The sequence below is a fragment of the Kitasatospora sp. NPDC097643 genome (assembly GCF_040302625.1).
Classification (GTDB): domain Bacteria; phylum Actinomycetota; class Actinomycetes; order Streptomycetales; family Streptomycetaceae; genus Kitasatospora.
This window is the reverse complement of sequence record NZ_JBEOSA010000048.1, coordinates 1-25,302: the sequence shown is the minus strand read 5'-3', so window position 1 is coordinate 25,302 and position 25,302 is coordinate 1. Positions and strand designations below refer to the sequence as shown.

The following is a 25,302-nucleotide window of genomic DNA, read 5'->3' as shown; positions in this document are numbered from 1 at the left end:
GGCGGCGCTACCCGAAGCGCCGCCGGCCACCGGGCGGCCCGCGACCCCCGCGCCTACTGGGGGCTGTCGTCGAGGGCGGCGAGCAGGGCGCGCAGGGCGGCGACGAAGTCCTCGGTCTGCTGCTCGTCGAGGCCGGCGAGCACGCGGCGTTCGGCGGCGAGGTGGCCGGGGAGGGCGCGGTCGACGAGTTCGTAGCCCTCCTGGGTGAGGGCGACCTCGCGGCTGCGGCCGTCCACGTCGCTGGCGGTGCGGGTGACCAGGCCGCGGGCCTCCAGGCGGTCGAGGCGCTGGGTGATGGCGCCGGAGGTGACCATCGCGGACTGCATCAGGCCGGTAGGAGTGAGCCGGTACGGCGGGCCGCTGCGGCGCAGGGTGGCGAGGACGTCGAAGGAGGCGGCGTCGAGGCCGTGCGCGGTGTAGTTGCGCTTCAGCTCCGCGTCCACGAGGCGGTTGAGGCGCTTGAGCCGGCCGATCACCCCCATCGGGGAGACGTCCAGGTCGGGGCGTTCGGCCGCCCACTGTTCCACTACGCGGTCCACGTGATCTGCCACGGGTCCAGGGTAGGCGATGGCGGCGATTTCCCTTAGCGCTGAGGTAACCGTGAGCCACGTCACGCCACCGGACGCCATCGGACCACTGGCAGATACTTTAGCGCTGAGATACATTGGCTTAGTGCTAAGGAATCGACTCGGAATCGTGCTGGTGACCGCCCTCGCCCCCGCCATCTGGGGGTCGACCTACCTCGTCACCACGGAACTGCTCCCGCCCGGCCGCCCGCTCCTCGCGGGCGTCCTCCGGGCCCTGCCCGCAGGACTGCTGCTGATCGCCCTCACCCGCCGACTGCCGAAGGGCAGTTGGTGGTGGCGCTCGTTCGTCCTCGGCGCGCTGAACATCGGCGCGTTCTTCGCCCTCCTCTTCATCGCCGCCTACCGCCTCCCCGGCGGCGTCGCCGCCACCGTCGGCGCCGTCCAGCCGCTCATCGCGGCCGGCCTCTCCGCCGGACTGCTCGGCGACCGGCTCTCGCTGCGGACCGTCCTGTCCGGCATCGCCGGCGTCGCGGGCGTCAGCCTGCTCGTCCTGCGGGCCAACGCCCAGCTCGACGCGCTCGGCGTGGCCGCCGCGCTCGGCGGAGCCGTGGTGATGGCCACCGGCGTCGTCCTCGCCAAGCGCTGGACCTCCCCCGCCCCGCTGCTCGCCACCACCGGGTGGCAGCTCACCGCCGGCGGACTGCTCCTGGTGCCGGTCACGCTGTTCGTCGAGGGCGCCCCGCCGTCCCACCTCACCGCCGCCAACCTGCTCGGCTACGGCTACCTCAGCCTGATCGGCGCGGCCGTGGCGTACGCGCTCTGGTTCCGGGGGCTGCGCGCGCTGCCGCCGACCTCCGTCACCTTCCTCGGGCTGCTCAGCCCGGTGGTCGCCACCGCGCTCGGCTGGCTCGCCCTCGGGCAGGACCTCAGCCCGGTGCAGGCGCTCGGCGCGGTCATCGTGCTCGGGTCGCTGGTCGCGGCGCAGACCCAACGGCCGCGGGCGGGAGCGGCGACCGTCGTCGCGTCCTCGGCGCCCGCCGAGCGGGCCGCGGCCGAGCCCGCCGCCCGCAACCGCGCCTGACTGCCGCCGGCACCCGTTACCCCAACCAAACCCGACCCACTCCACTCCGAAGGAGCACCTCCATGCGCATCACCGTGTTCGGCGCCACCGGCAACGTCGGCAGCCGGGTCGTGACCGAGGCCCTCGCCCGCGGCCACCAGGTCACCGCCGTCCTGCGTGATCCCTCCCGCCCGCACCGGCTGCCCGCGGCCGCCGCCCTCGCCGTCGGCGACGCCCGCAACCCGGAGGACGTGGCCCGCCTCGCCGCCGGCCAGGACCTGGTGGTCGCCGCGACCCGCCCGGCCCCCGGCCAGGAGGCCGAACTCGCCGCCGCCACCCGGGGCCTGCTCGCCGGTCTCGCCGGGACGGACGTGCGCCTGCTCGCCGTCGGCGGCGCGGGCAGCCTCGCCCTCCCCGGCACGGACGGCGCCACCGTCATCGACGGCCCCGACTTCCCCGCCGACTGGCTGCCGATCGCCCTGGCCTGCAACGAGCAGCTCGACCTCTACCGCGCCGACGGCGGCGTCGACTGGACGTACCTCAGCCCCGCCGCCGTCCTCGAACCCGGCGAGCGCACCGGCCGGTACCGGCTCGGCCGCGACGAACTGCTCGTCGACGCCGACGGGGCCTCCGCCATCTCCATGGAGGACCTCGCCGTCGCCCTGCTGGACGAGGCCGAGCAGCCCGCCCACCGACGCGTCCGCTTCACCGCCGCGTACTGAACCGGGCAGGCCGGGGGCACCCAGTGCCAGGTTCGGGGTGTAGCCAGCACCACCCCCGAAACGGGCCCGTGCATGATCGCTCGTCAGGCCGCGCTCGGACAGGATCGTTCCCGTGAACACCACCGCATCCCGTACCCGCACCTCCACCCGGGTCCGCCCGGCCGCCCTGGCCGTCGCCGCCGCCGTGCTGGCCGGCCTCGCCCTGCCCGCCACGGCCTCCGCCGCCCCGGCCCGGGCCGACGACCCGAAGGGCACCAGCTCCGCCATCAGCACCGCCGCGAGCGCCGCCGCCGACCTGGCGGCCGCCCCCGCCCGCTACACCCGACAGACCCTCACCTGGCAGACCTGCCAGGCGGTGCCCTCCCTGGAGTGCGCCACCATGGTCGTCCCCCGCGACTGGCACCACCCCGCCGCCGGGCCGGATCTCACCATCGCCGTCTCCCGGCACCGCGCCGGCGATGCCGCCCAGCGCAAGGGCGTCCTGATGGAGGCGGCCGGCGGCCCGGGCGGGACGGGCCTGCCGCGCCCCGCCGGGCTCGCCCAGCACGCCCCCGCCCTCGGTGCCGCGTACGACATCGTCAGCTTCGACCAGCGCGGGGTGGGGCAGAGCACCCACGCCGTCTGTCAGACCCAGGAGGAGTTCCAGGAGTTCCTGGCCGGCGACTACCGCGACCAGTCCCCCGCCGCGATCGACCGGATGATCGCCAACGCACAGAAGCTGGCGGCGAGTTGCCAGGAGCGCAGCGGCGACCTGCTGCCCTACCTGACCACCGAGCAGACCGTCCACGACATGGACCTGTTCCGCGCGCTGCTCGGCGAGGAGAAGATCGCGTACTACGGCGGGTCCTACGCCACCATGGTCGGCGCCTACTACGGGACGCTCTTCCCGCAGCGGGTGGAACGGATGGTGCTGGACAGCAACATCGGTTTCGAGGGCACCTGGGAGCGGTTCCAGCTCGGCCAGCCGATGAGCTTCCAGCGCCGCTTCGACGAGGACTTCCTGCCCTGGCTGGCGGCCCGGGACAGCACCTACCACTGGGGCACCACCCCCGAGCAGGTCCAGGCGCACTGGGAGCAGCGCCGCGCCGCGCTGCACGAACAGCCCATCGTCGACGGCTCGTTGACGATCGGGCCGAACCAGCTGGACAACGGCGCGATCACCGCCGTCTACCAGGAGGCCGGCTTCCCCTACCTCGCCCAGGCGCTGACCGCCGTCGACGACTGGCAGGCCGCCGACCCGGCGGCCAAGGCCGTCGGCCGGAAGCTGTTCGGGGAGTACCTCAGCCCGGAGTTCCTCGCCGAGTACTTCTCGGTGACCTGCGCCGACACTCCGTGGACCCGCGACCTCGACACCTGGGTGCGGCGCGGCGCCGAGAACACCGCGCGCTACCCGCTGGTCGGCGCCCGTTCGCTCGCCTTCGGTGCGGTCTGCGCCTCCTGGCCGACCAAGCCCGCGCCGAAGGTCAAGGTCACCGGCGCCCACCTGCCGCCGGTGCTGATGCTCAACTCGGTGCACGACCCGGCGACGTACTACGAGGCCGCGCTCGGCGCCCACCGCGCGCTGCGCGGATCGCGACTGGTGACCGTCACCGGGAACGGCGACCACGGCCAGTACCCCGGGCCCAACACCTGCGTCACCGGGATCGTCGAGGGCTACCTGCTGGACGGCCGTACCCCCGAGCACGACCTCGTCTGCCCGACCCCGCAGGCGGGTTGACGCCGGTCGCCGCGCTCAGGACCGCAGCCACGCCCGAGACCGCAGCCGCGCTCAGGACCGCAGCCGCGAGCGCACCCAGGCGAACGCGGCCGCCAGTCCGGCGAAGCCCCCGACGGCCAGCTTGATCCCGCCCTTGGCGACCAGCCAGCCGACCCCGGGGATGCTCCACCCCAGCCAGTGGAGCATCGCCAGCAGGACGGCCGCGCCGCACAGCGCGGCCAGGACGGTCGCGGCGATCGCGCCGGCCCGCGAGAGCTCCCGCGGGCCGGCCATCGCGCCGTTGGCGTCACCGTTGTCGCCGCTGTTGCCACCGGTGTCGCCGTCGCCAGCAGAAACGTTTCGCATGTGGTTCGTACCCCCCTCGTCCATGGGGGCGATCCTACGGCCTGTCACGCGCCCCGGGTTCAGCGCCAGCCGTGATGGGTGTCGCCGGGGTACTCGCCGGTCTCCTCGTCCGGGAAACCGACGGCCAGGGTGACGCGGTACTCGAAGACGTCCTCCCGGTGCCCGGGCACCCGGGCCCAGGCCAGCGAGTGCACCTCGGCCTCGGGGGCCTGCCGACACCACGCGGCGGCCTCCTCCAGCGCGTGGGCGGCCGACCGGCCGGTACACACCACGGCGGTGTACGCGGCGACGGTGACGTCCCCGCCGGTGCGCCTGCCCCGCGACACCGCCCGCACGGCGGCCGCCGCCTGGGTCAGGTCCCGGGCCAGGTCGTCGACCACCCGAGGGGGTGCCGGCAGGACGGCCGGTGCCCCGGTGACGGTCTCCGGCAGGTTCGCGCTCACGGTCTGGGCCTCCATCCGCAGTCTCACGGGGGTCAGCATGCCGGGCGGCCTGTGGTGGCATGCCCACTTTCACCAGAACGTCACCCGTCCAGGGCCGAGTTGGGGCCGAAGGCTGGTATCCGGGGGCCGGTCCTGGTAGGGAGGGCCCGCCCCCGCGCCGGACATCAGGGCAGGTCAGGACGGTCGACGCAGGGCGCCGCCGGGGAGCCCGGAACGACGCGCACGTACCACCCCCGCGACCCGAACCGCCCGTCCCGCGCCCGGCGGGCCCGTCCCACCGCCGTTACACTCTCGGTCAACTCCCGTTACTGGAACGGGAGATACCGCCGCCTCCGGAGCCGTAGCATCCTTCCACGCCGCACGCCGCCGGCGCCGTCAGGCCCGTGGACCAACCGCGGACCGGACCTCTGGGGGGATCCACATGAAGGCCAACTCACCACTCCGGTACGGGCGCCGGCTCGTCTGGCTGCCCGCCGCCGCACTCGTCGCCGCCGTCCTCACGGGATGCTCCTCCTCGAAGAGCGACTCCACCGCGGCCCCCGCCGCGACCGGGCCCGCCGCCACCGCGGCCACCACCGCACCCGCCACCGGCCCCGCCACCGGCACGCCCTCGGCCGCCGCCAGCACGCCCGCCACCCCCTCGGCCACCGCCGCCACGCCCGCTCCCGTGAACACCTCCGCGATCGCCGCGCCCGCGCCCGCACCGACCGGGAAGCGGCCCGCCGACGCCTGCACCCTGCTGAACTCCCCGCAGATCGTCCAGGCCCTCGGCACCTCGGGCCCGTTCACCGGCACCCACCCCGACAAGGCCGCCGACGGCAGCCAGCCCTGGGGCTGCACCTGGGGCTCCCACGAGTCCTACGCGTCGGTCCACGACGTCCCGCCCACCACCCTCGCCAGGATCAAGGCCGATCCCGGGCTCTCCGTCACCCCCCTGCCGGGGATGGGCCAGGAGGCCGTGATGGTCACCAAGAAACCCGCCGGCGGCCAGCCGGTCGTCTACGTCCTGGTGAACGGCTACCTCTACGCGGTCGAGGCGGTCAAGAGCCGCGGCCCCGGCGACGAGGCGAACGCCTCCGCCGAGCTCGTCGCCGAAACCCTGCTGGCCGGGGTGCTCGCGACCCGTCTCGGCGCCTGAGCACCCACGGGTTCCCCCGGTCGCCCCGGACCTGTCAGATCGTCGTGATACTAATCATTCCGGCGGTCGGAGCCGCCATCCACCGGCAGGCACGATGATGACGGCTCGTCCGTTCAGCAGCAGTCCGGACGGCGACGGGGAGGGGCACAGCATGGTGGCACGGTTCGGGAACGCCCAGAACGGGCGGCGGATTCGGCTCGGCAAGCGGGTCACCGGGGCGGCGGCGGCGTTCACCGCCCTCGCCGCGCTCACCGGTTCCCAGGTCACCGGCCTCGGGCTGGCCTCGGTGGCGGCCGCCGACGCCGCCACGACCCCGGGCACCAACCCCACCACCCAGGGCGACGACCGGTCCGGGGCCGCCGCCACCCCGGCCAACGGTCCCTCCACCGGCTCCGCCACCGGCCCCGGCACCGGAGTCCCCGCCGACGGCGGCGGCACCGTCCAACTGCCGCAGCCGCCCACCACGCTGCCCGGCGCCCCCACCGCCGGCCCCTTCGCCGCGACCGGCCCCGCCCTGCCCGCCACGGTCTTCGCCGCCTACCGCCAGGCCGAGACCGCGGCGGCCCAGCGTTCACCGGGCTGCCACCTGCCGTGGCAACTGCTCGCCGGGATCGGCCAGGTCGAGTCCGGCCACGCCAACGGCGGCCAGGTCGACGCCGCCGGAACCACCTTCACCCCGATCCTCGGCCCGGTGCTCGACGGCAACGGCTTCGCCGCGATACCCGACACCGACAACGGGCGCTACGACGGCGACCCGCGCTGGGACCGGGCCGTCGGCCCCATGCAGTTCATCCCCTCCACCTGGGCCACCTGGGGCGCCGACGCCAACGGGGACGGCAAGGCAGACCCGAACAACGTCTTCGACGCCGCCGACGCCGCCGCCCGCTACCTGTGCGCAGGCGGGCGCGACCTCGCCGATCCGGCCCAACTCGACCGAGCCGTTCTCAGCTACAACAACTCGGGCGAATACCTGCGGACCGTCCGCAACTGGATGGCCCACTACGGCAGCGGCACCACGACCTCCGTCCCGGACCGCCCGGCCCCGTCCGCCCCGCTGTGGCCGACCCCGGCCCTGCCGCTGCCCGTGCCGTCCACCGCCACCACCACGCCGGGCGGCACGCCCGCGCCCACGACGGCCCCGGTCTCGCAGCCCTCGCCGAGCGCCCAGCCGACCACCCCGGCACCGTCGCCCACGGCCACCCCGACCGCCCAGCCGACCACGGCGCAGCCGACCACCAGCACGCCCACGACCAGCACACCCACGACCAGCACACCCACCCCCACCGGCTCGCCCTCGCCGTCCGCGACCGCGACCACCACCCCGACCGGCACCCCGTCCCCGACGGCCACGCCGACCACGACCCCGACGCCCACCGGCACGCCCACCGCCTGCCCGAGCCCGACGGCCACCACCACGGCCGCGCCCACCGGCACCGCCACCCCGACCGGCACCCCGTCCCCGACGGCCACGCCCACCGCGACGGCCACGCCCACCGGCACCCCGACCGCGACCCCCACCACCCCGGGCTGCCCGACCCCCACCCCGACGGCCACCACGACCACCACGCCCAGCGGGTCGGCCACCGCCATCGCGCCCAGTGCGTCGCCCTCCCCCTCGGCCCACTGACAACCCCCGACTGCACCAGCGGCCCCCGGAACCAAGAGGTGGTTCCGGGGGCCGCCGGCACGCCGTCACCGAGCAGGCCGGCGACCGCGGTGCCGCGGAGCACGCCCCGGCGGGATATCGCAGGGTTCAGGACAGTGGGTTCGACCTTCCGATGAGGAGGGGACGACGTCCGGGAGCGTCGGTCAGGGCAGCCAGGTCAGGACGGTCCAGGGGCCGTTGGACAGCGGTGACATCACGAGCGAGGGCAGCAGGGGCAGCCCGGCGACCACCCACCAGTAGCGGCGGCCGCGCAGCCCGGTGAGCCGGCCGACGCCGAGGTTGACCAGCCACCAGAGCAGGCCGAAGAAGGTCCAGACGAGCGCGAGGGCGAACACCCACACCCCGGGCCCGTCGTTCTCGGTGGGCTCGCGCTGGGTGAGCCCGAGCCAGGCCAGCGGGTAGTTGACCAGGAACAGCAGCGTCAGCAGCAGCGGTACGACGAAGACGAACCCGAGCGCGAGGTTGGCCGCGACCGGGGCGGCCCAGCGCACCCGCCCCGGCGCGGCCTCAGGCGCCGCGGAGGGGCGCATCGTGCTTCTCCAGCGTCCGGTACCGGCCGATCGGCTCGGCGCCGTACGGCTGCGCGTCCGGTCCGGTGCCGTGGTGGCGGGCCAGGACGGCCGCCTGGCCGCCGGCACCGGGGCTCCTTCGCAGCTCACGCTGTAGCACCGTCTCGTCCGCCACGAGGCTCCTCCGGATCGGGCCGTGGCTCTCCCCGGCCACGGCACGAGCAGGAACTTTACCAGGGCTTTGCCTTGGCGTTGCCGTGGATTGCCCGGGCTCGGACGAGCGGCCGCACCGGGGAGCGGTCCGGTCTCACAGGTGCTTGACCAGCTCCGGCATCAGGTCCTGGAAGGTCCGCCCGTTGGCGGGCTGGCCGATCGCGGCCATCTGCCAACCGGTGGGCGTGCGCTGCACCTTGGCCATGATCTGCGCGGTGTACGGGCCGCCGCCGGTGAGCGTGTAGCGGGCGAGCTCGGCGCCGGTCTGCTGGTCGACGAGCCGGCAGAAGGCCGCCTCGACCTCCTGGAAGGTCTGGCCGGTGAAGGAGTTGACGGTGAAGAGGATCTGGTCGACCTCGGCGGGCATCCGGGTCAGGTCGACGGTGATCGACTCGTCGTCGGTGGCGTCGCCCGCGCCGCCGACCAGGTTGTCGCCGCTGTGCCGGACCGAGCCGTCGTTGCTGGTGAGGTGCTGGAAGAAGACCACGTCCACCGGGCGCCCCTGGGAGAACAGCACCGCGGAGGCGTCCAGGTCGATCTCCCGGCCGGCCGCGAGCAGCTTGGCGAAGAAGCCCTTGGGCTGCGCGGCCTTCCAGCCGAGGCCCATCCGGACCACGTTCAGCTGACCGCCACCCGGCTTCTCCAGGCTGATCTTCTGCCCCTTGGCCAGCGAAACACTCATCGCGCCCTCCTCGTCCCTGCCGCCGTGCGCCGTGAAGTGCGCCGTGAAGACCGTGAATCTACAACACCGTAGAGCAGTGGTGATCATCCGACGGCCGCTCCCCGGACCCCTACCCCGCGCGCCGTCACCCACACTGGTCCGCACACTGTCAACCGCCGTGGGGAGGAACCCGCCCGGCAGCACCGCGCGACCGGGCTCGGTCATCCGGAGCCGGTACGGTCGGACGTCTGGCGTAGCCGCGGACCGGGAGCGGACGGCCGGGCAGCGCGCCCGTCTAGGGTCGGCTCGGACACGCCGACACGACGCCGTGACTCACGCTGGGGGACCCACCATGTCCGCGCACGAAGGCACACCGCCCGCACCGGCCACCACCCCGTCGACCACCCCGTCCACCACTCCGTCACCCGCCGCCTCCCGGCTGGGCCGCCGCCGACTGCTGCGGGCCGGCCTGGGCACCGGCGGCGCGCTGGCCGCCGCCCGGCTGCTGCCCGGCCAGGCCTGGGCCGCCGCACCCACGCCCGCGTCCACGCCCACGCCCGCGCCCGCCGCGGCACCCGCCCTCGGGACCGACGCAGCCGCCGCCCAGCCCTGGCCGGACTGGGCCCGCTTCGCCCGCATCGCCGACGGCACCTTCAACGAGCCCGCCGACATGCAGGGCGCGGTCGACACCCTCAAGGCCCAGAACGTCGGCGTCATCGAGCTCGACACCCTGCTCTCCAACTGGCTCACCGACGCCGAGTTCACCGCCCACATGGCGGAAGTGAAGACCTTCACCGGCCTGGCCCACGCCGCCGGTCTGAAGGTCGTCATGTACTACCCGTCCCTGGAGCTGATCTCCCCCGGCGGGGAGAAGGGCCGCTCGTTCTACAAGAACGCCGAGGGCGGCTCCTGGGTCCAGCGCGACCTCGACGGCAAGCCCAACGTGTTCTACGGCAGCGTGGTGGTCTGGGTCGACCCCGGCGACGAGAGCGTCTGGCTCAGCCCCAACTCGCCCTGGCGGGACTACTACCTCAAGCGGATCAAGGCACTCGCCGCGACCGGCGTGGACGGCATCTGGCCGGACGTCCCGATCTACTTCGACGGCGTGCTCTCCTGGTGCGACGCCTCCACCTGGGGCGCCGCCGCCTTCAAGGCCGACACCGGACTGGCCCTGCCCAGGGCGGCCGACTTCGCCGACCCGGTCTTCCGCCGCTACGTCGAGTGGCGCCACCGCAACCTGCTCCAGTTCCAGCTGGACATCGCCGCGGCCGGCCGCTCGGTCAACCCCGACCTGGTGACCTTCGTCGAAACCGTCTCGATGGACTACCGCTACGCCACCTCCATCGGCCTGGACGGCGCCTACCTGCGCCAGGCGCCCGGCGCGGTCGGCCAGGTCTGGGAGGTGGACATCCTCGGCAACTACGACGGGATGCGGCACGCCACCGCCTCCGACTGGGTCTGCCTGATCTCGATGTACAAGTACGCCCGCGCGGCCAGCGGCACCAAGCCCGCCTGGGCGTTCTCCTACGGCTGGCAGCCGGACGACGCCTCGCTGGTGATGTCCCAGCTGATCGCCGCCGGCTGCAACCCCTACGAGGTGAAGACGCCGTTCAAGAACGACGGCGTCGACGCGGCGATGCGCACCCGGATGTACCGCTTCGTCAGGACCAACCAGGAGCGGCTCTACAACGCCGAACCGGCCGCCCGGGTGGGCGTCTACCACTCCAGCCCGTCCCGGGACTACGTGAGCCCGGGCACCGGCAACGGGATGTACGTCAACGCCACCGCCCCGGCCGGGATCACCGACTGGTGGGGCGGCGACGACCCGGAGATGAGCTGCGCCTCGATCCCCTGGCTCGGCGAGTTCCGCGGCACCGTGAAGGCCCTGGTGTACGCGCACATCCCCTTCGACACCGTGACCAGCCCCGGACTGACCGCCGCCGACCTGGCCCGGTTCAGCGTGCTGCTGCTGCCCAACCTCCAGGCCGTCTCGGACGCCGAGGCGGCAGTGCTGCGCGGCTTCGTCGCGGGCGGCGGGACGCTCGTGATCACCGGCCCGGCCCCCACCGCCCTCGACGAACTGGGCGGCGCCCGCAGCGAGTTCGCGCTCTCCGACGTGCTCGGCCTGCGCCGGGCCGACCCGCTGCCGGCCACCCGGCAGAACACCTACGGCGCCGGCAGCTGCTGGTACGTCAAGGCCCTGCCCGGACTGAGCTACCTGACCAGAACCGACCAGGCCTCGGCCGACCAGCTGCTCACGCCCGTCCGGCAGGCCGCGCCGCTCGCCGTCACCCTGGCCGGCGACAAGCGGATCTTCCTGGACGCCCGGCGGCTCGGCAACGACACCGTCGTCCACCTGGTGAACTTCAGCAACTTCGGCGACACCCCGGCGGCCTTCCGCACCACCCCCGCCAACTGCACCCTCTCCTACGCCCTCCCGGCCGGCGCCACCGTCACCGCGGTCACCCTCGCCTCCCCGGACGGCACCGACCCGGCGCCCAAGCCCGTGCCGTACACCGTCACCGGCAGCACGGTCAGCGTGCCGCTGACGCTCGTGCAGTACTCGGTGGTGAGCATCACCACGGCTTAGGGCGTCGGCGCGGGGATCCGCCAGAGGGCGGCGGGGTGGCTCTCGCCGCCCGGGGCGGACTCGAAGGCGATCCACCTCCCGTCCGGGGACCAGCTCGGCGCACCGTCGTACGAGGCGTCGTCGCGGGTCACCCGGACGGGACGGCCGCCGTCCGCCGCGACGACGAACACCTGGGCGCGCGGCAGGTCGCCGAGGTCGGAGGAGAAGACCAGGTACCGGCCGTCCGGGGACCAGCTCGGGTCGGTGTGCTCACCGGGCGCGTCGACCACCCGGCGCAGCCCGGTGCCGTCCGCCTCGACCGTCCACAGCGACCAGCTCTCGGTGCCCGCGTCGCGCCGCTGGAACACGATCCGGTCGCCCGTGGGGGACCAGTTCGGCTGCCGGTTGTCGGTGCCGGTGCCCCTGCCGTCGACCAGCCGGACGGGCGCGCCACCGCCCCGGCGGACCTTCCAGAGCGAGTCCTGCTCGGCGGAGTCCCCGTGGACGGCGGCGTGCTCCGGCTCCCAGCTCTGCTGGAACACGATCCACTCGCCGTCCGGGGAGAAGCTCGGCTCGTTGTAGCCGCTGCCGTCGGTGTGGCTGGTCACCCGCTCGGGGGCGCCGCCCGGCGTCATCAGCCAGACCTCGTCGTGCCCGGACTCGCGGTCCGTGGCGAAGGTGAACGCCCCGGCGGCGGCGCTCCAGCTGGTGCCGGGGAGGTTGACCGCCGCCCTGTCCGGCTCGTCCAGGACCTTGTGCGGCTTGCGCTCGCCCTCCAGCGGGAGCACTTCGAGGGCGGCGGCGCCCCTGTTGTAGCCGTCGGCGAACTCGGTCAGCAGCACCGAGCGGCCGTCCGGGGCGAAGGCCGGGTTCTGGGCGCTGCGCCCGCCCTCGGCACGGTAGAGCAGTTCCGCACCGTCCGCCCGGCGTTCGGCTCCGGGCCGGGGCGCGCCGGTGCCGGGCGGCGCGCCGGTGGCCCGGGTCCGGTCCGGCGCCGGCCCGTCGCCGGAACCGGAGCTGCTGCATCCCGCGAGCAGCAGCCCGGTGGTGGCAGCGACGGCCAACACGGCTCCGACGGGCGCGCGATTCCTCATACAGAGCAAGCTAGTTGATGGAACATCAGGCGATCGTCCGCCCACAGGCGGATCAGCCGTCGCCGTTCAGCAGGTGCTCGCGGACCTCCTGGAAGGCCCACGGCCCGCCGGCCGTCCGGCTGAGCACCCAGACCAGGTCGAAGCGGTCCGGCCAGGTGGCGGGCGCCCCGCTGCCGGTGGCGCCGAGCGCCTCGACGATCCGCGGGATCCGGGAGTGCTCCCAGCAGATCAGCACCGGCTGCGCGCCGGCCAGTACGGCGGTGGCCAGCGCGGTCTCCTGGGACTCCGGGTGGGTGGTGTCCACGGTCAGCCCGAGCTCGGCGGCCAGCGGGGCGACCGTCTGGCGCATCCGGTGCGCCCCGGCGAGCGGGCCCTGGTCGGCGGCGGCGAAGATCCGCGCCGGGGTCCGCAGGCCGGGGGCGGGCGGGGAGAACAGCGAGGGCAGCGCCCGGGCCCGGGACCAGCCGCGCGCGGTGAGGGACTTGCCGTCGTGGCCGCCGTTCTCGTCCAGGCCCTGCTGGTCGCCGCTCGGCTTCTCGCCGTGCCGGATGATCATCACAAAGGCGTCGCCCCCGGCGTCACTGGCCGGCGCCGCACTGGCGTTCTTGTCTACCTTGCCGCCCTTGCCGCCCTGGTCGGAGGAGCAGCCCGCCAACAGCCCCGGCACGGCCGCCGCCAGACCGGTCAGCAGGGTGCGTCGGGCGAAGCGGGCGGTCACGCGGTGCCCCGCTCCAGCCGGACCAGCGCGTCCACCGCGACGGCGCCGCCCTCGCCCTGGTGGCCGGGCTCCCCGCCGACCTGCCGATGCACCCGCTCGGCCCGGACGGTGCGCAGGCCCCGGTCGGCGAGGTCGGCGAGCACGTCGTCCGGGGTGAAGAGCACCGCCGGGTCCTGCGGGCCGCCGACGCCCTCGGTGAGGTTGGTCAGGTCGTGGCCGATCACCAGCAGGGTGCCGCCGGGCGCGAGCGCCTCGGCGGCGTGGCGCAGCGCGGCCCGGCGCTCGGCGGCGGGCAGTTGGAGGTAGGCGACCAGGACCAGGTCGTACCCGGCGACGGGGGCGTCGAAGGCGCGGGCGTCGCCGTGGCGCCAGGTGAGCCGTTCGGCGACCTCGTCGGGCAGGTCGGCGGTGAGCCGTTCGGCGCGCTCCAGGGCGACGGCGGAGAAGTCCAGTCCGGTGACCTCCCAGCCCCGGGCGGCCAGCCAGATGGCGTTGCGGCCCTCCCCGGCGGCCAGGTCGAGGGCGTGGCCGGGGGTGTGGCCGGTCAGTTCGCGGACCACCCACCGGTTGGGTTCGACGCCCCACAGCAGCTCGCTGGCGGCGTAGCGGTCGTCCCAGTCCTGGCTCTCCATGGCGAGTCCTCCGTTCGGCGGGGCTGCTCGGTCGCGGTCAACCTACCGGGCCGGGCCTCCGGCGGCCGGTAACGGTCCAGCGGGCGGACACCCTTGACGGCGCGGAACGGACACCCTTGACGGCGAATATTGGTCCAGTCCAATCTGTGATGTCGTGACGCGCGCGGGTCAGCCGGCCCGCCGCGCCCGCGTACCGTCCGTCAGCACGCGTTCACCCGCCCGCGCGCCCCCACCGCGCCCGGGCCGGCTCCCCAGGCCCAGCCGGGCCACGCACCGCCGGAACCCCCACACATCCGGAGGACAGACCGCCATGCACGACCGCGTCATGCCCGCACGTCCCGCCGGGGCGCGGGCCGCCCACCGGGCCGCACCCCGGAGACGGGCCCTCGCCCTGGCCCTCGCCACCACGCTCGGCACCGGCGGCGTCGCCGTCGCCCTGACCTTCAGCCCCGCCTCGGCCGCCGCCGCCAACCTGCTGACCAACGGTGACCTCGAAACCGGCACCCTGGCTGGCTGGAGCTGCGCCAACGGATCCGTCGTCACCAACCCGGTGCACGGCGGCCGGTACGCGCTGAACGGGGCTGCTTCGGCCTCCGACACCGCGCAGTGCCAGCAGACCGTCACCGTCCAGCCGAACACCACCTACACGCTGTCCGGCTGGGTGCAGGGCAGCTACGTCTACCTCGGCGCCACCGGGGCCGGCGTCAACTCCTCCACCTGGACGCCCGGCGCGACCGGCTGGAGCCAACTGAGCACCACCTTCACCACCGGTGCCGCCACCACCTCGGTCACGGTCTTCACGCACGGCTGGTACGGCACCGGCGGCTACTACGCCGACGACCTCAGCCTCACCGGCCCGGCCGGGCCGACCTCCTCCAGCAGCCCGACGGCGTCCACCAGCCCCACGGCGAGCGGCAGCCCGACGGCCTCGTCGAGCCCGACCGCGTCCGGCAGCCCCACCCCGACCGGCAGCCCCACCCCGACCGGCAGCCCCACCCCGACCGGCAGCCCCACCGCCACCGGCAGCCCGACCGCCACCGCGAGCGGCCCGGCCGGGGACGGCAAGGTCACCACCCCCACCGGCGTCGCCGTCACCCAGGTCACCGCCAACGCCGTCGTCCTCAGCTGGCAGCCCTCCACCGTCACCACCGGCGACGGCCCGGTCGCCTACAAGGTGTGGTCCAACGGGCAGCTGGTCGCCACCTCGATGGGCACCTCGGTGGCCGTCAGCTCGCTGCTGCCCGGCAAGGGCTACACCTTCAGCGTGCAGGGCTACTCCGGCAGCCACGCGTCCGCCCAGTCCGCCCCGGTGAGCACCACCACGGCCGCCGCCCCGGCCCGGAAGCCCGTCCGCTCCGCCTACTTCGACCAGTGGGGCATCTACGAGAACGCGTACCACGCGAAGAACGTGGACACCAGCGGCGCCGCCGCCCAGCTGGACGTCATCCACTACGCGTTCGCCAACATCGACCCGACCAGGTTCACCTGCTTCCAGGCCGTGAAGGCCTCCGACTCCGCCAACGAGAGCAACCCCAACGCGGGTGACGGCGCGGGCGACGCCTACGCCGACTACCAGAACGGCTACGGCGCCGGAAACAGCGTGGACGGCAGCACCGACGGCTGGGACCAGCCGCTCAAGGGCAACTTCAACCAGCTGCGCCAGCTCAAGGCCAAGTACCCGAACCTGCGGTTCACCATCTCGATCGGCGGCTGGACGTACTCCAAGTACTTCTCCGACGCCGCCGCGACCGACGCCTCCCGCAAGGCCTTCGTCTCCTCCTGCGTCGACATGTTCGTCAAGGGCAACCTGCCGACCGGCATCGCCGGTGACGCCTCCGGCGGCCCGGCCTCGGCGGCCGGCCTCTTCGACGGCGTCGACCTCGACTGGGAGTACCCGGCCTCGGCCGGCGGCCACACCGGCAACCACTACTCCCCCGCCGACAAGCAGAACTTCACCCTGCTGCTCAAGGAGTTCCGCAGCCAGCTGGACGCCCTCGGCGCCGCCCAGGGCAAGCGGTACCTGCTGACCGCCGCCCTCCCCAGCGGCCAGGACAAGATCGCCCAGCTGGAGACCGACAGGATCGGCGCCTACCTGGACTACGCCGACGTCATGTCCTACGACATGCACGGCGCCTGGGACGCCAAGGGCCCGACCAACCACCAGGACCCGCTGCACGACAGCCCGGCCGACCCGACCACGCCGATCCCCCCGGGCACCCGCAAGTACAACGTGGACACCATGCTCACCGCGTACACCGCCGGCCTGCCCGAGTACGGCATCCCCGGCGGCTTCCCCGCCGACAAGCTGGTGCTCGGCATCCCGTTCTACTGGCGCGGCTGGACCGGCGTCCCGGCCGGCGCCGACTACGGCCTGTACCAGAGCGCGACCGGCCCCACCGCCGCCAAGCCGCTGAGCCAGGAGGCCGGTCTGGCCGCCTGGAAGGAGCTCAACCCGACCGCCGCGAACACCCACTGGGACGCGGTCACCGAGAGCAGCTGGGTGTACGACGGCACCAACTTCTGGACCGGCGACACCCCGCAGGCCGTCCAGGCCCGCGGGGCCTACGCCAGGAGCAAGGGCCTGGGCGGACTCTTCGCCTTCTCCCTGGAGAACGACGACGCCTCCGGCGCCATGCTCAACTCGATGAACAACAGCCTGAACTGACGTCTCGTCAATGAACAGCGAGCCCGGTGCCGCGCCCTGACCGGCGCGACACCGGGCCCGCTCGCACGGTTCAGTCGTTGCCGCCGAGACCGAGCGAGGGGAAGAGGTCGGTGAACGGCTGGGTGGTCACCGAGACGCTCCGGCCGAAGGGGTCGTCGAAGTCCCAGATCATGAACAGCAGGAAGGCGATCAGCGCACTGAAGCAGCCCGCGAGGACCAACTCCCGTGGTGTGCGCCGGATCTGGAGCGCGAAGAGCATCCCGACGGTCACCACCCCGCCCACGATCAGACCGAACCAGACCACCCCGGGCATGGTCGGACCGGCGTTCTGGCCGCGCGCGTTGCGGGCGTCGTCGGCCTGGCTGATCCGGTCCATGATCGGCTGGTAGTTCTGCGCCTCCAGCTCGGACGCGGGCGCCCGGGTGGCGACGTCCGCCCGCAGCTTGTCCAGCAGCTCGGTGCCCTTGTCGGAGATCTCGCCGTGCTCGCGCATGTACGTCCACTCGACGTCCACCACGTACGAGACGTAGGCGTCCACGTCGGCCCGGACCTTGTCGCGGAACTCGGCCGGGTAGACCACCGCGCGGTCGCTCACCTCGTGCAAGGACTGCGCCTCGCGCAGCACGTCGTCCTGGGCGGCGCCACGCGCCTCCCAGACACCGGCGATGGCGAGACCGAGGACGATCGCGTAGACCACGCCGATCATCATCGTCATGTACTCGATGACGTCCGGAGTCTCGTCGCTGTTCTTCTCGGCGCCCACCCGGCGGTGCCGGAGCAGCACGATCACCACGACGACGGCACACACCGCCGCCATGGCGATGCCCAACGCCACCCATTCGGACATGGGGGAACTCCCTTCTCTGGCTTGGCTTCCGACGCAGCGTCGGATCGAATCGGAACGAATCGGATCGGTCGGATCGGATCGGTCGGATCGGATCGAAGGCCGGGGCGCGGACCGGCCCCGGGTGGACGCGCGCGGCGGTCAGGACCGGCCGGAGCCGCCGGAACGGCCTCGACCCGGGCGCAGGGCGGCCGCCGCCAGCACGGCGGGCACGGTGACCAGCAGCATGGTGGTGGTGGGCGCGGGCCCGTGATGGCGCTGCGGCGGTGGCGCCGGCTGTGCCACCGGCACCTTGTAGACGGCCTTCGGGACCGGAACCGGGGTCGGCCGGACCGGGCTCGGCGCGGCCGGGCTGGGGGCGGGCGGCTCGGGCACCACGGGGTCGGGCGCGGGCGAGGTCGGCCGGGGGGCCGGCGGCGCGGGGGGCTTCGCCGGTACCACCGGAGCGTACGTGGGTGACGGGGGCGCCGGGGTGGGCGTCGGTGTCGGGGCTGGCGGCGGCAGGGTCCGGGTCGGGGTCGGCACCGGTGTCGGCGTGGGCTTCGGGGGCGCCGAGGGCGTGGGGGTGGCGCTCGGCGACGGGGTCGGGGTCGGGGTCGGAGTACGCGTCGGGGTGGGCGTGGGCGTGGGGGTCGGGGTGGGCGTCGGGCAGGGGTGGTGATGATGCCCCCAGTGGTGCCCGTGGTCGCCGTGCCCGCTGTACCCGCCGTGGCCGTCCTCGTCCCCCTCGTCGTCCCCGGGGTCGTCGTCCTCGTGGTGCCGGCACGGGTGGTGCCCGTGCGGGGGCCGTGGGTCCGGGTGCTTGCCGTCGGACTTCGGGGCGACGGTGACGCCGACCTGGACGTCCACCCCGACGCCGATGCCCACCTGGCCGCCGGGCCCCACCGACACCGACACGTCCGTCTCGCTGCAGACGCAGATGTCGACGACCGGGCCGTGCCCGTGCCCCCCGCCGTGCCGCTCGGCCCCGGCCGCGGAGGCGCCGCTGACCAGCAGGCACATCGCGACCGCGCCGAGCACGGCGCCGACCGTCCGCAACCGCCGCCGGGTCGCCGCACCCCCGTTGCCGTGCACCGATATCCCTTGCGACTGCCGGCGCTGCGGCATGGCTTCCACACACCTCTCGGGTCGACTGGGCAGTGCTACGGATCCGGGGAGTACGGATCGGAACGGGTCACCCGTCGGTCGGCGCCGGTCACGAACCGGTCGGACACGATCGGGTGCTCTCAGACGAACGGCCCGCCTCCGGGGGCGGGCCGTCCGTCATCAGGTCAAACGATCTTCGAGCCGACCGGTTACGGTCCGCGCCCGGGAGTCACCCGCCTCAGTGGCGGCGGTGCGCGATCTCGACGTTCTCCAGCACGCCGACCGCGTCGGGCACCAGGATCGCCGCCGAGTAGTAGGCGCTGACCAGGTAGGAGATGATCGCCTTCTCGTCGATCCCCATGAAGCGGACCGACAGCGAGGGCTGGTACTCGTCCGGGATGCCGGTGTGGTGCAGGCCGATGACGCCCTGGTTCTCCTCACCGGTCCGGATCACCAGGATGGAGCTGGTGTTCTCCTTGGTGATCGGGATCTTGTTGCACGGCAGGATCGGGACCCCGCGCCAAGCCGGCACCTGCTGCCCGCCGAGGTCGACGTGGTGGGGGTAGATCCCGCGGGCGTTGAGCTCGCGGCCGATCGCGGCGATGGTCCGCGGGTGGGCGAGCAGGTAGTCGGGGTCACGGCGGCGGTTGAGCAGCTCGTCCAGGTCGTCCGGGGTGGGCGGGCCGGAGTGGGTCTGGATCCGCTGGTCGAAGTCGGCGTTGTTGAGCAGGCCGAACTCCGGGTTGTTGACCAGCTCGTGCTCCTGGCGCTCGCGCAGCGCCTCGATGGTCAGCCGCAGCTGGTGCTCGGTCTGGTTCATCGGCTCGTTGTACAGGTCCGCGACGCGGCTGTGGATCTTCAGGATGGTCTGCGCGACGCTCAGCTCGTACTCGCGCGGCTTCAGCTCGTAGTCCACGAAGGCGCCGGGGAGCTGGTACTCGCCGTGGTGGCCGGCCGACATGGCGATCTCGGCCTCGCCGCGCTCGTTCTGGGCCTGCTGCGGCAGGGCCAGGAAGGACTGCAGGTGCTCCTGGAGGCTCGGCGCGTTGTCCCGGATGGCGGCGAAGTCCGCGCGGGACAGGGTGAGGACCACACCGGCGGTGGCGCTCTTGGCCGTGTAGTCCCAGACCGCGTCCGGGTTGAGCAGGGCGTCGTCGCCGAAGCGGTCGCCGTCGCCGGCCACGCCGACCACGGTCTCGTCGCCGTACTTGCCGGTGCCGATCTTGTTGATCTTGCCGTGCGCGATCAGGAAGATCCGGTCGGCCGCCTCGCCCTGGGTGACGAGCACCTCGCCCGGGCCGAAGTCGCGCTGCTGGCAGCGGTCGGCGAGGGCGGACAGCACCTCCTCGTCCTCGAAGCCGCGCAGCAGGGCGAGTTCACCCAGCTCGGCGGGGATGACGCGGACCTCGGAGCCGGTCTTGATGAACTCGACCACGCCGTTGCCGACGGTGTAGGTCAGGCGACGGTTGACCCGGTAGGCGCCACCGGCGGCCTGCACCCAGGGGAGCACCTTGAGCAGCCAGCGGGAGGTGATCTCCTGCATCTGCGGGGCGGACTTGGTCGTCGTCGCGAGGTTACGGGCAGCAGCTGTGGCGAGGGACTGCTGCTGGGCCTGCTGTGTCTCCGGGCTGGTGTCCACGGGCATCGGCAGGGTTCTCCATTCATCTGGTCGGATCAACGCGGTGAGGTCATGCCGAACCGCCCTGGCGACAGCCATGACGGATCATCAGATACGCGTAAGAGTGGGGGCGTTGGCGAATGTGTCGCGGTCACAGCCACCGTCTCCCGGCGGCCCATCCGGAACCCTAGATCACCAGAACCCGGCCTGGCCCGTACGGGGGCCGACTACCCCCCGATAGGGTGAATCTTGGCCCGTCCACTTCCCACCGGCCCGCCGCTCGTGTGAACGCCCGTTCGGCGCTGCCATTCCCGTACTGCCAGCGGATTCCCCGCCGTATCAGCGCCGACCCCGGTCGGCGCGGGCGCCGCCCACCGCGTCAACCCGCTGCACCAGAGCCTCGGTTGTGGCGGGCCCCGGCCGCCCGGTGACCACGCCGGCGGCGGTACCAGATCGCGCCGACCGCCGTGGACAGACCGACCAGCACCAGCACCAGGACCGGCCACAGACTGTCGCCGAGCCGGAGGTCGGCCACCAGGACGGTGACCACCGCGCCCACCGTCAGCAGCAGCGAGACCCCCGCCCGGACGGACGCCCCGAGCACCCCCGGGTCCAGCCCGCGGCGGGCCGGCCGGGCCGGCCGGGGCCCCTCGAAGTGGAAGGCGACCGCGCGGTCGGCGATCCGGTCGGTGGCGTGGCCGTAGGAGATCGCCATGAACGGCAGCCACACCAGCGGGATGACCATCCCGACCAGGATGGTGAGCCCGAGGCCGATCCAGCCCATGGTGACCCGCAGCCGGCTCGGCGGCGGGACGGCGTCCTCACCGGTGATGCCGAGCAGCCGGGCCATCCGCCAGATCACCTGCCAGAAACCCCGGGCCCGGCCGGCCGACGGCTCGGCCCCGGGGCCGCGGGCCAGGGCCTTCTCGGCCGCCGCCACGTCCGGGTGGACCCCCTGGAGCACCAGGAGCTCGGCGGTCCGGGCCGGCGCGGTCGGGTCCTTCCCGGCCAGGGCGGCCAGCTCCAGCATCATCTGGCCCTGCTCCAGCAGCGCCGTGCAGAACGCGAACGGCACCAGCCAGGTGAACGGGCCGCCGACGAACGAGCCCTCGCTGACGCTGACCCGCTTGGCCCGCTTGACGGACTGGTCCACCAGCTCCCCGGGCGGCGTCTCCGGGTGTCCGGCCCGCAGCCCGGCCACCCGTCGGGCCGCCCGCGGCCCCCGGTGCCGGACGGCGAACACGGCGAGCACCTCGGGCATCCGGGACGGGTGCGCGCGGATCGACCGGAGCAGCTCCGCGACCGGGGGCTCCGCAGTCGGGGGTTCCGCGTCCGGGGGCTCCGCATCGCGTGTCGTCTCTGCCGCCATGACCGTCCGTACTGCCGTCGGCTGTCCCCCTGCTCCCAGACTAGGGCCTGCCCGGCGAGATCCGCCGGACAGGCCCTCGGGCCGACGGGCGGCCCGGGCGTGTCAGGCCACCTCGAACCCGTGCCGGACGCGGTCGAAGCGGGCGGCGGCCAGGTCCTCGTCGGTGATCCAGAACGAGACGTTCACCACCTCGCCCCAGTCCGCGTCCGAGGCCGTGTTCTCGACCTGGAGCAGCGGCCGGTGGCCCTCGTGCCGCCCGGTGTCGGTGTCGCACCAGCCGAGGACGCGCACGTCGGGCCGGGGCAGGTGGTCGCGGAAGTCCATCGAGAGGTCGAGGGCGACCGGGAAGTCGTCCGGGAGCAGGTCCTCCAGCTCGCGGTCCTGGTAGGAGGGCGCGGAGAGCCTCCAGTGCGCCCGCACCGGGACCCCCGGCACCGGGCCCGGGCCGTCCTCGTCCGGCGGCGCGGGGCGCTCCGGCGACCCGGCGGGGACGTGCAGGACGCGGCAGCCCTGACCGCCGTAGTCGGTGAAGAAGTCGTCGTGGAAGAAGAGCAGCAGCCCACTGGAGGGCAGCGGCCAGCGGCCGCCCGCCCCGGCGCGGAAGGCCTCGGCCAGCCCGGCGCAGTCCAGCTGGGCGATCAGCTGCATCGGGCGCCCGGCGAACTCCGGCCACGGGACGCCCTCGGGCAGTGCGGGGAGCCCGCCGAGCCGCCCCGCCGGCGGGCCCTCGGGTGCCTCGGCGGGGGCGCCGTCGCCGGTCTCCGGGGTCAGGCCCAGGGAGGGGCGGAGCAGCCGCTCCACCAGCGGGGCGGTCCGCGGCTCCACCCGGGCCCGGATGGCGGCGGACACGGCCTCGGGCACCGGTGGCATCCGGTCGTCGGCGGGATCGGCGGCGGGGGCGGCGGCATCGGCGGCGAGGTCGTCAGTGAGCAGCGGTTCGGCCATGGGCCCTAGCCTGCCAGCCGGGTCCGACAAACGCCCGCCTGTTTCAGCTGACGGGCCGCCGCCGTGCGGGTGGATGGCCCGTCAGGTGCCGGTACGGGGGTGGCCGGCACCTGACGGGGGTACGGGATGCGCAGTGGGGGGTGCGACGGGGAAGGCGCGCTGCGTCGGGCCGCGTACGGCGTCGGGCCTCGTGCGGCGTCAGGCGCAGGCGACCTGGGTGCCGGGGATGTTGACGATGCCGGAGTAGTTGGCCAAGCCGTTGTCGTACTCGTAGTACAGGTACGAGTAGAAGTCGATCCGGGTCTGCGCGCCGCACTCGGAGTCCGGTGCGACGGCGTACGTCACCGTGAAGGTGCTGCTGGCGCCGGGGGCGAGCGGCACGTTGTACCGGGCGATGCCCCCGTGGACGTTGTCGCTGCAACCGTTGGTCTGGGTGCCGCAGGCCGTCATGGAGAACTTGAGGCCGGTCTCCAGACTGGTGGCGTACGTCTGCTGGATGCTCTGGTAGACGAACTGGATCGGTGTGTCGTAGGGGTTGTTGAGGGTCAGCGTGAGCGTGAACTCGCCGCCCCGGACGGTCGTCGCCTGGCTGGAGACGGCCGTGAACGGCAAGGGTCCGGTGGCGGCCTGGGCGGGTGCGGCGGAGAGGAGCAGACCGACGACGAGGGCCGGACACGCGGCGAGAGCGGCGGCACGGCTCAGATGTGTTCTGCGCATGCCCATGGAGCGTAGGGGGCGGTACCGCTTCCGTTGCTCCGCTCCGCCCAGGCCCGTACCGACGCAGGAGCGGTGGGCGGACGCGGCGGACCGGTCCGGTCGCGTTCCGCACTCCGTGCCCCTTCCGGGGCCCTATGCTTCGCCCGCCATCGGGCAGGCGTTCGGGCGGTCGCTCGGGTGGCCCGGTCAGCCGGGCGGCGGCAGGGCCGCGCAGAGTGCGGCGAGTGCCGCCGGGTAGGCGTGCTCGGGCGGCGTGGCGTAGCCGACGACCAGACCGTCGGTGATCGGCATGGCGTCCGCGCCGATCCCCGGGTGCCGGTAGTCGGCGAGCCCGTCGAGGGCCAGGCCCCGCTGGGCGGCGGCCGCCAGCACCGGGCGCTCGGTGCCGGGTTCGAGGCGCAGCACGGCGTGCAGCCCGGCCGCGATGCCGGAGACCTCGATGTGCGGGGCGGCCGCCGCCAGCGCGCCGACCAGCTGGTCGCGGCGGTCGCGGTAGCGGCGGCGCATCCGCCGCACGTGCCGGTCGTAGCCGCCGGAGTCGATGAACTCGGCGAGGGTCAGCTGGTCCAGGGCGCTGGCCCAGCCCTCGCGTTGGCCCTTGGCGGCGAGCACCCGGTCGACCAGGTGGTCGGGCAGGACCATCCAGCCGAGCCGCAGCGCGGGCGACAGGCTCTTGCTGACGGTGCCGAGGTAGACCACCCGCTCGGGATCGAGGCCCTGGACGGCGCCGACCGGCTGGCGGTCGTAGCGGAACTCCCCGTCGTAGTCGTCCTCCAGGACCAGACCGCCCCGTCCTCGCGCCCAGTCCACGACGGCGGCTCGGCGGCCGGCGTGCAGCGGCCCGCCGGTCGGGAACTGGTGGGCCGGGGTGAGCAGGACCGTCCGGACGTCCCGGTGCTGCGGCAACTCGCCGACCTGCGCGCCGTTCTCGTCCAGCGGCAGCGGCACGGTGGCGACCCCGGCGGCGGCCAGCAGCCCGCGGTGGAACGCCAGCCCGTACGACTCCACGGCCAGCGGCCCGGTCTCCGCGGGGGGCAGCACGGCGGTGGTGCCGCCGAACAGCAGCCGCAGGCCGTGCGCGAAGCCGGAGCAGATCACGATCCGGTCGGGATCGGTGCGCACGCCACGGGCCCGGGCCAGGTAGTCGGCGAGCACGGTGCGCAGTTCGCGCCGCCCCTGCGGATCGCCCGGCCCGAAGGCCTCGTTGGGCGCGGCGGTGAGGGCCCGGCGGGCGGCGGCGAGCCAGGCGCCGCGGGGGAAGGAGGCCGCGTCCGGCTGTCCCTGCCGCAGGTCGTGCACCGGACCGGGCCGCGCGGAGGGGCGGCGCGAACGGGCGGGCGGGGCGGACTCGGCGCGCTCGGCGACGGTGGTGCCGGAGCCCTGACGGGCGGTCAGCCAGCCCTCGGCGACGAGTTCGGCGTAGGCCTCGGCGGCGGTGTTGCGGGCCAGGCCGAGGTCGGCGGCGAGTGAGCGGTACGGCGGCAGCCGGGTGCCGGGGGCCAGCCGTCCGCTGCGGATCGCCTCGCGCAGGGCCGCCATCAGCGCGGCGCGGCGGCCACCGGTGGCGGGGAGGTCGAGGTGCAGGTCGTTGCCGGTCGGGTGAGCGGGCTCGGTACGGTGCGTGCCCGGCGTGTCCGTCATGGTCACGCACCCTACCCGCCACCGCCCCGCCGCCCGCCGGGGCGGTGGGCGACCCGTACAGGTGGGCGCTCCTTATACGTGGGCGCCGACCACGAGGGCGTCCGCATCGCGCTCGTTGCTCATGGCCCGAGGCCATGTTCGGCACGGGGAGTGCGGGGTGCGGGCACTCCGGGTGAGGGTTGTGGTGCGGACCACCCGGCGGGCGGGACGGGGCAGCGGTTTCGGCACCGGGGGCGGGCGGGTGGTCACGCGCTGTCGACGATGTGCGGGGGCTCACACGCCGTTTCGGGTGACCGGGGCCACTTCGGGGGCTGCTTTGATCTTGGAAATAGGGGCAAATCGGACCAAAATGCCCCATTTCCTTGATCCTTACTTCCGGTAACAGCCCGCTGAGCTGGCTAAA

The 25,302-nt window shown here is 74.1% G+C and carries 23 protein-coding genes; 7 read left to right on the top strand and 16 right to left on the bottom strand.

Annotated features, from left to right (window positions below):
- Nucleotides 1-53: 53 nt before the first annotated feature.
- Nucleotides 54-551 carry a MarR family winged helix-turn-helix transcriptional regulator gene (locus tag ABTY15_RS26690; RefSeq protein WP_350600491.1) on the bottom strand — a complete coding sequence of 166 codons (498 nt, stop codon included), beginning with the start codon at nt 549-551 and terminating at the stop codon, nt 54-56.
- 121 nt (nt 552-672) lie between these two features.
- Here ABTY15_RS26690 and ABTY15_RS26685 point away from each other — a divergent pair, with 121 nt between their 5' ends.
- The 3 genes from ABTY15_RS26685 to ABTY15_RS26675 all read left to right on the top strand — a co-directional run bounded on the left by ABTY15_RS26685 (nt 673) and on the right by ABTY15_RS26675 (nt 4,026).
- Nucleotides 673-1,608 carry an EamA family transporter gene (locus ABTY15_RS26685; protein ID WP_502893594.1) on the top strand — a complete coding sequence of 312 codons (936 nt, stop codon included), beginning with the start codon at nt 673-675 and terminating at the stop codon, nt 1,606-1,608.
- Nucleotides 1,609-1,670: 62 nt separating this feature from the next.
- On the top strand, nt 1,671-2,309 hold the full coding sequence (locus ABTY15_RS26680) for an NAD(P)-dependent oxidoreductase (RefSeq protein ID WP_350600482.1): 639 nt from the start codon (nt 1,671-1,673) through the stop codon (nt 2,307-2,309).
- Between the two features lie 112 nt (nt 2,310-2,421).
- On the top strand, nt 2,422-4,026 hold the full coding sequence (locus tag ABTY15_RS26675; RefSeq protein WP_350600480.1) for an alpha/beta hydrolase: 1,605 nt from the start codon (nt 2,422-2,424) through the stop codon (nt 4,024-4,026).
- Between the two features lie 51 nt (nt 4,027-4,077).
- On the opposite strand, the gene ABTY15_RS26670 is transcribed toward ABTY15_RS26675, so the two are convergent.
- Nucleotides 4,078-4,371 carry a hypothetical protein gene (locus ABTY15_RS26670; protein ID WP_350600476.1) on the bottom strand — a complete coding sequence of 98 codons (294 nt, stop codon included), beginning with the start codon at nt 4,369-4,371 and terminating at the stop codon, nt 4,078-4,080.
- 59 nt (nt 4,372-4,430) lie between these two features.
- The gene (locus tag ABTY15_RS26665; RefSeq protein ID WP_350600473.1) at nt 4,431-4,814 is read right to left on the bottom strand and encodes a hypothetical protein; all 384 of its coding nucleotides are present in this window, start codon (nt 4,812-4,814) and stop codon (nt 4,431-4,433) included.
- A gap of 421 nt (nt 4,815-5,235) precedes the next feature.
- Between ABTY15_RS26665 and ABTY15_RS26660 the strand changes: the two genes are divergently transcribed.
- Together ABTY15_RS26660 and ABTY15_RS26655 are read left to right on the top strand one after the other, a co-directional pair.
- The gene (locus ABTY15_RS26660; protein WP_350600471.1) at nt 5,236-5,952 is read left to right on the top strand and encodes a hypothetical protein; all 717 of its coding nucleotides are present in this window, start codon (nt 5,236-5,238) and stop codon (nt 5,950-5,952) included.
- A gap of 151 nt (nt 5,953-6,103) precedes the next feature.
- The gene (locus tag ABTY15_RS26655) at nt 6,104-7,579 is read left to right on the top strand and encodes a lytic transglycosylase domain-containing protein (RefSeq protein ID WP_350600467.1); all 1,476 of its coding nucleotides are present in this window, start codon (nt 6,104-6,106) and stop codon (nt 7,577-7,579) included.
- A 182-nt stretch (nt 7,580-7,761) separates the two neighbouring features.
- Here ABTY15_RS26655 and ABTY15_RS26650 read toward each other — a convergent pair whose 3' ends face one another.
- The 3 genes from ABTY15_RS26650 to ABTY15_RS26640 all read right to left on the bottom strand — a co-directional run bounded on the left by ABTY15_RS26650 (nt 7,762) and on the right by ABTY15_RS26640 (nt 9,022).
- Nucleotides 7,762-8,148 carry a hypothetical protein gene (locus tag ABTY15_RS26650; protein ID WP_350600462.1) on the bottom strand — a complete coding sequence of 129 codons (387 nt, stop codon included), beginning with the start codon at nt 8,146-8,148 and terminating at the stop codon, nt 7,762-7,764.
- Nucleotides 8,126-8,302 (bottom strand): hypothetical protein, encoded by a 177-nt coding sequence (locus ABTY15_RS26645; protein ID WP_350600459.1) that lies wholly within the window; start codon nt 8,300-8,302, stop codon nt 8,126-8,128. Before ABTY15_RS26645 ends, ABTY15_RS26650 begins: the two co-directional genes overlap by 23 nt.
- A gap of 132 nt (nt 8,303-8,434) precedes the next feature.
- Nucleotides 8,435-9,022, bottom strand: coding sequence for a TerD family protein (locus tag ABTY15_RS26640; protein WP_350600454.1), 588 nt, complete (start codon nt 9,020-9,022; stop codon nt 8,435-8,437).
- Nucleotides 9,023-9,353: 331 nt separating this feature from the next.
- Between ABTY15_RS26640 and ABTY15_RS26635 the strand changes: the two genes are divergently transcribed.
- A complete protein-coding gene (locus ABTY15_RS26635; RefSeq protein WP_350600451.1) occupies nt 9,354-11,591 on the top strand; it encodes a hypothetical protein in 2,238 nt (745 codons plus the stop codon).
- Here ABTY15_RS26635 and ABTY15_RS26630 read toward each other — a convergent pair.
- From ABTY15_RS26630 to ABTY15_RS26620, 3 genes are read right to left on the bottom strand one after another with little or no spacing between them, the layout of a single operon-like run.
- Complete coding sequence (locus ABTY15_RS26630) at nt 11,588-12,664, bottom strand: TolB family protein (protein ID WP_350600447.1); 1,077 nt, start codon at nt 12,662-12,664, stop codon at nt 11,588-11,590. The genes ABTY15_RS26635 and ABTY15_RS26630 overlap by 4 nt on opposite strands.
- A 52-nt stretch (nt 12,665-12,716) precedes the next feature.
- Nucleotides 12,717-13,382, bottom strand: a complete 666-nt coding sequence (locus ABTY15_RS26625; RefSeq protein WP_350600444.1) for a histidine phosphatase family protein — start codon at nt 13,380-13,382, stop codon at nt 12,717-12,719.
- On the bottom strand, nt 13,379-14,014 hold the full coding sequence (locus ABTY15_RS26620) for a class I SAM-dependent methyltransferase (protein WP_350600441.1): 636 nt from the start codon (nt 14,012-14,014) through the stop codon (nt 13,379-13,381). The genes ABTY15_RS26625 and ABTY15_RS26620 overlap by 4 nt, the downstream gene beginning before the upstream one ends.
- 310 nt (nt 14,015-14,324) lie before the next feature.
- Between ABTY15_RS26620 and ABTY15_RS26615 the strand changes: the two genes are divergently transcribed.
- Nucleotides 14,325-16,679 (top strand): glycosyl hydrolase family 18 protein, encoded by a 2,355-nt coding sequence (locus ABTY15_RS26615; RefSeq protein ID WP_350600436.1) that lies wholly within the window; start codon nt 14,325-14,327, stop codon nt 16,677-16,679.
- 70 nt (nt 16,680-16,749) lie between these two features.
- Here ABTY15_RS26615 and ABTY15_RS26610 read toward each other — a convergent pair whose 3' ends face one another.
- The 7 genes from ABTY15_RS26610 to pdxR all read right to left on the bottom strand — a co-directional run bounded on the left by ABTY15_RS26610 (nt 16,750) and on the right by pdxR (nt 24,899).
- Nucleotides 16,750-17,526, bottom strand: a complete 777-nt coding sequence (locus ABTY15_RS26610; RefSeq protein ID WP_350600433.1) for a bestrophin-like domain — start codon at nt 17,524-17,526, stop codon at nt 16,750-16,752.
- A 138-nt stretch (nt 17,527-17,664) separates the two neighbouring features.
- Nucleotides 17,665-18,630, bottom strand: a complete 966-nt coding sequence (locus tag ABTY15_RS26605; RefSeq protein ID WP_350600430.1) for a hypothetical protein — start codon at nt 18,628-18,630, stop codon at nt 17,665-17,667.
- 217 nt (nt 18,631-18,847) lie between these two features.
- On the bottom strand, nt 18,848-20,254 hold the full coding sequence (locus ABTY15_RS26600) for a family 2B encapsulin nanocompartment shell protein (RefSeq protein ID WP_350600427.1): 1,407 nt from the start codon (nt 20,252-20,254) through the stop codon (nt 18,848-18,850).
- Between the two features lie 352 nt (nt 20,255-20,606).
- A complete protein-coding gene (locus ABTY15_RS26595; protein ID WP_350600424.1) occupies nt 20,607-21,488 on the bottom strand; it encodes a hypothetical protein in 882 nt (293 codons plus the stop codon).
- 210 nt (nt 21,489-21,698) lie between these two features.
- Nucleotides 21,699-22,541 (bottom strand): DUF1963 domain-containing protein, encoded by an 843-nt coding sequence (locus ABTY15_RS26590; RefSeq protein WP_350600421.1) that lies wholly within the window; start codon nt 22,539-22,541, stop codon nt 21,699-21,701.
- A 198-nt stretch (nt 22,542-22,739) separates the two neighbouring features.
- Nucleotides 22,740-23,258 carry a hypothetical protein gene (locus ABTY15_RS26585; RefSeq protein WP_350600418.1) on the bottom strand — a complete coding sequence of 173 codons (519 nt, stop codon included), beginning with the start codon at nt 23,256-23,258 and terminating at the stop codon, nt 22,740-22,742.
- Nucleotides 23,259-23,444: 186 nt separating this feature from the next.
- Nucleotides 23,445-24,899, bottom strand: coding sequence for a MocR-like pyridoxine biosynthesis transcription factor PdxR (gene pdxR, locus ABTY15_RS26580; RefSeq protein ID WP_350600416.1), 1,455 nt, complete (start codon nt 24,897-24,899; stop codon nt 23,445-23,447).
- Nucleotides 24,900-25,302 lie beyond the last annotated feature (403 nt).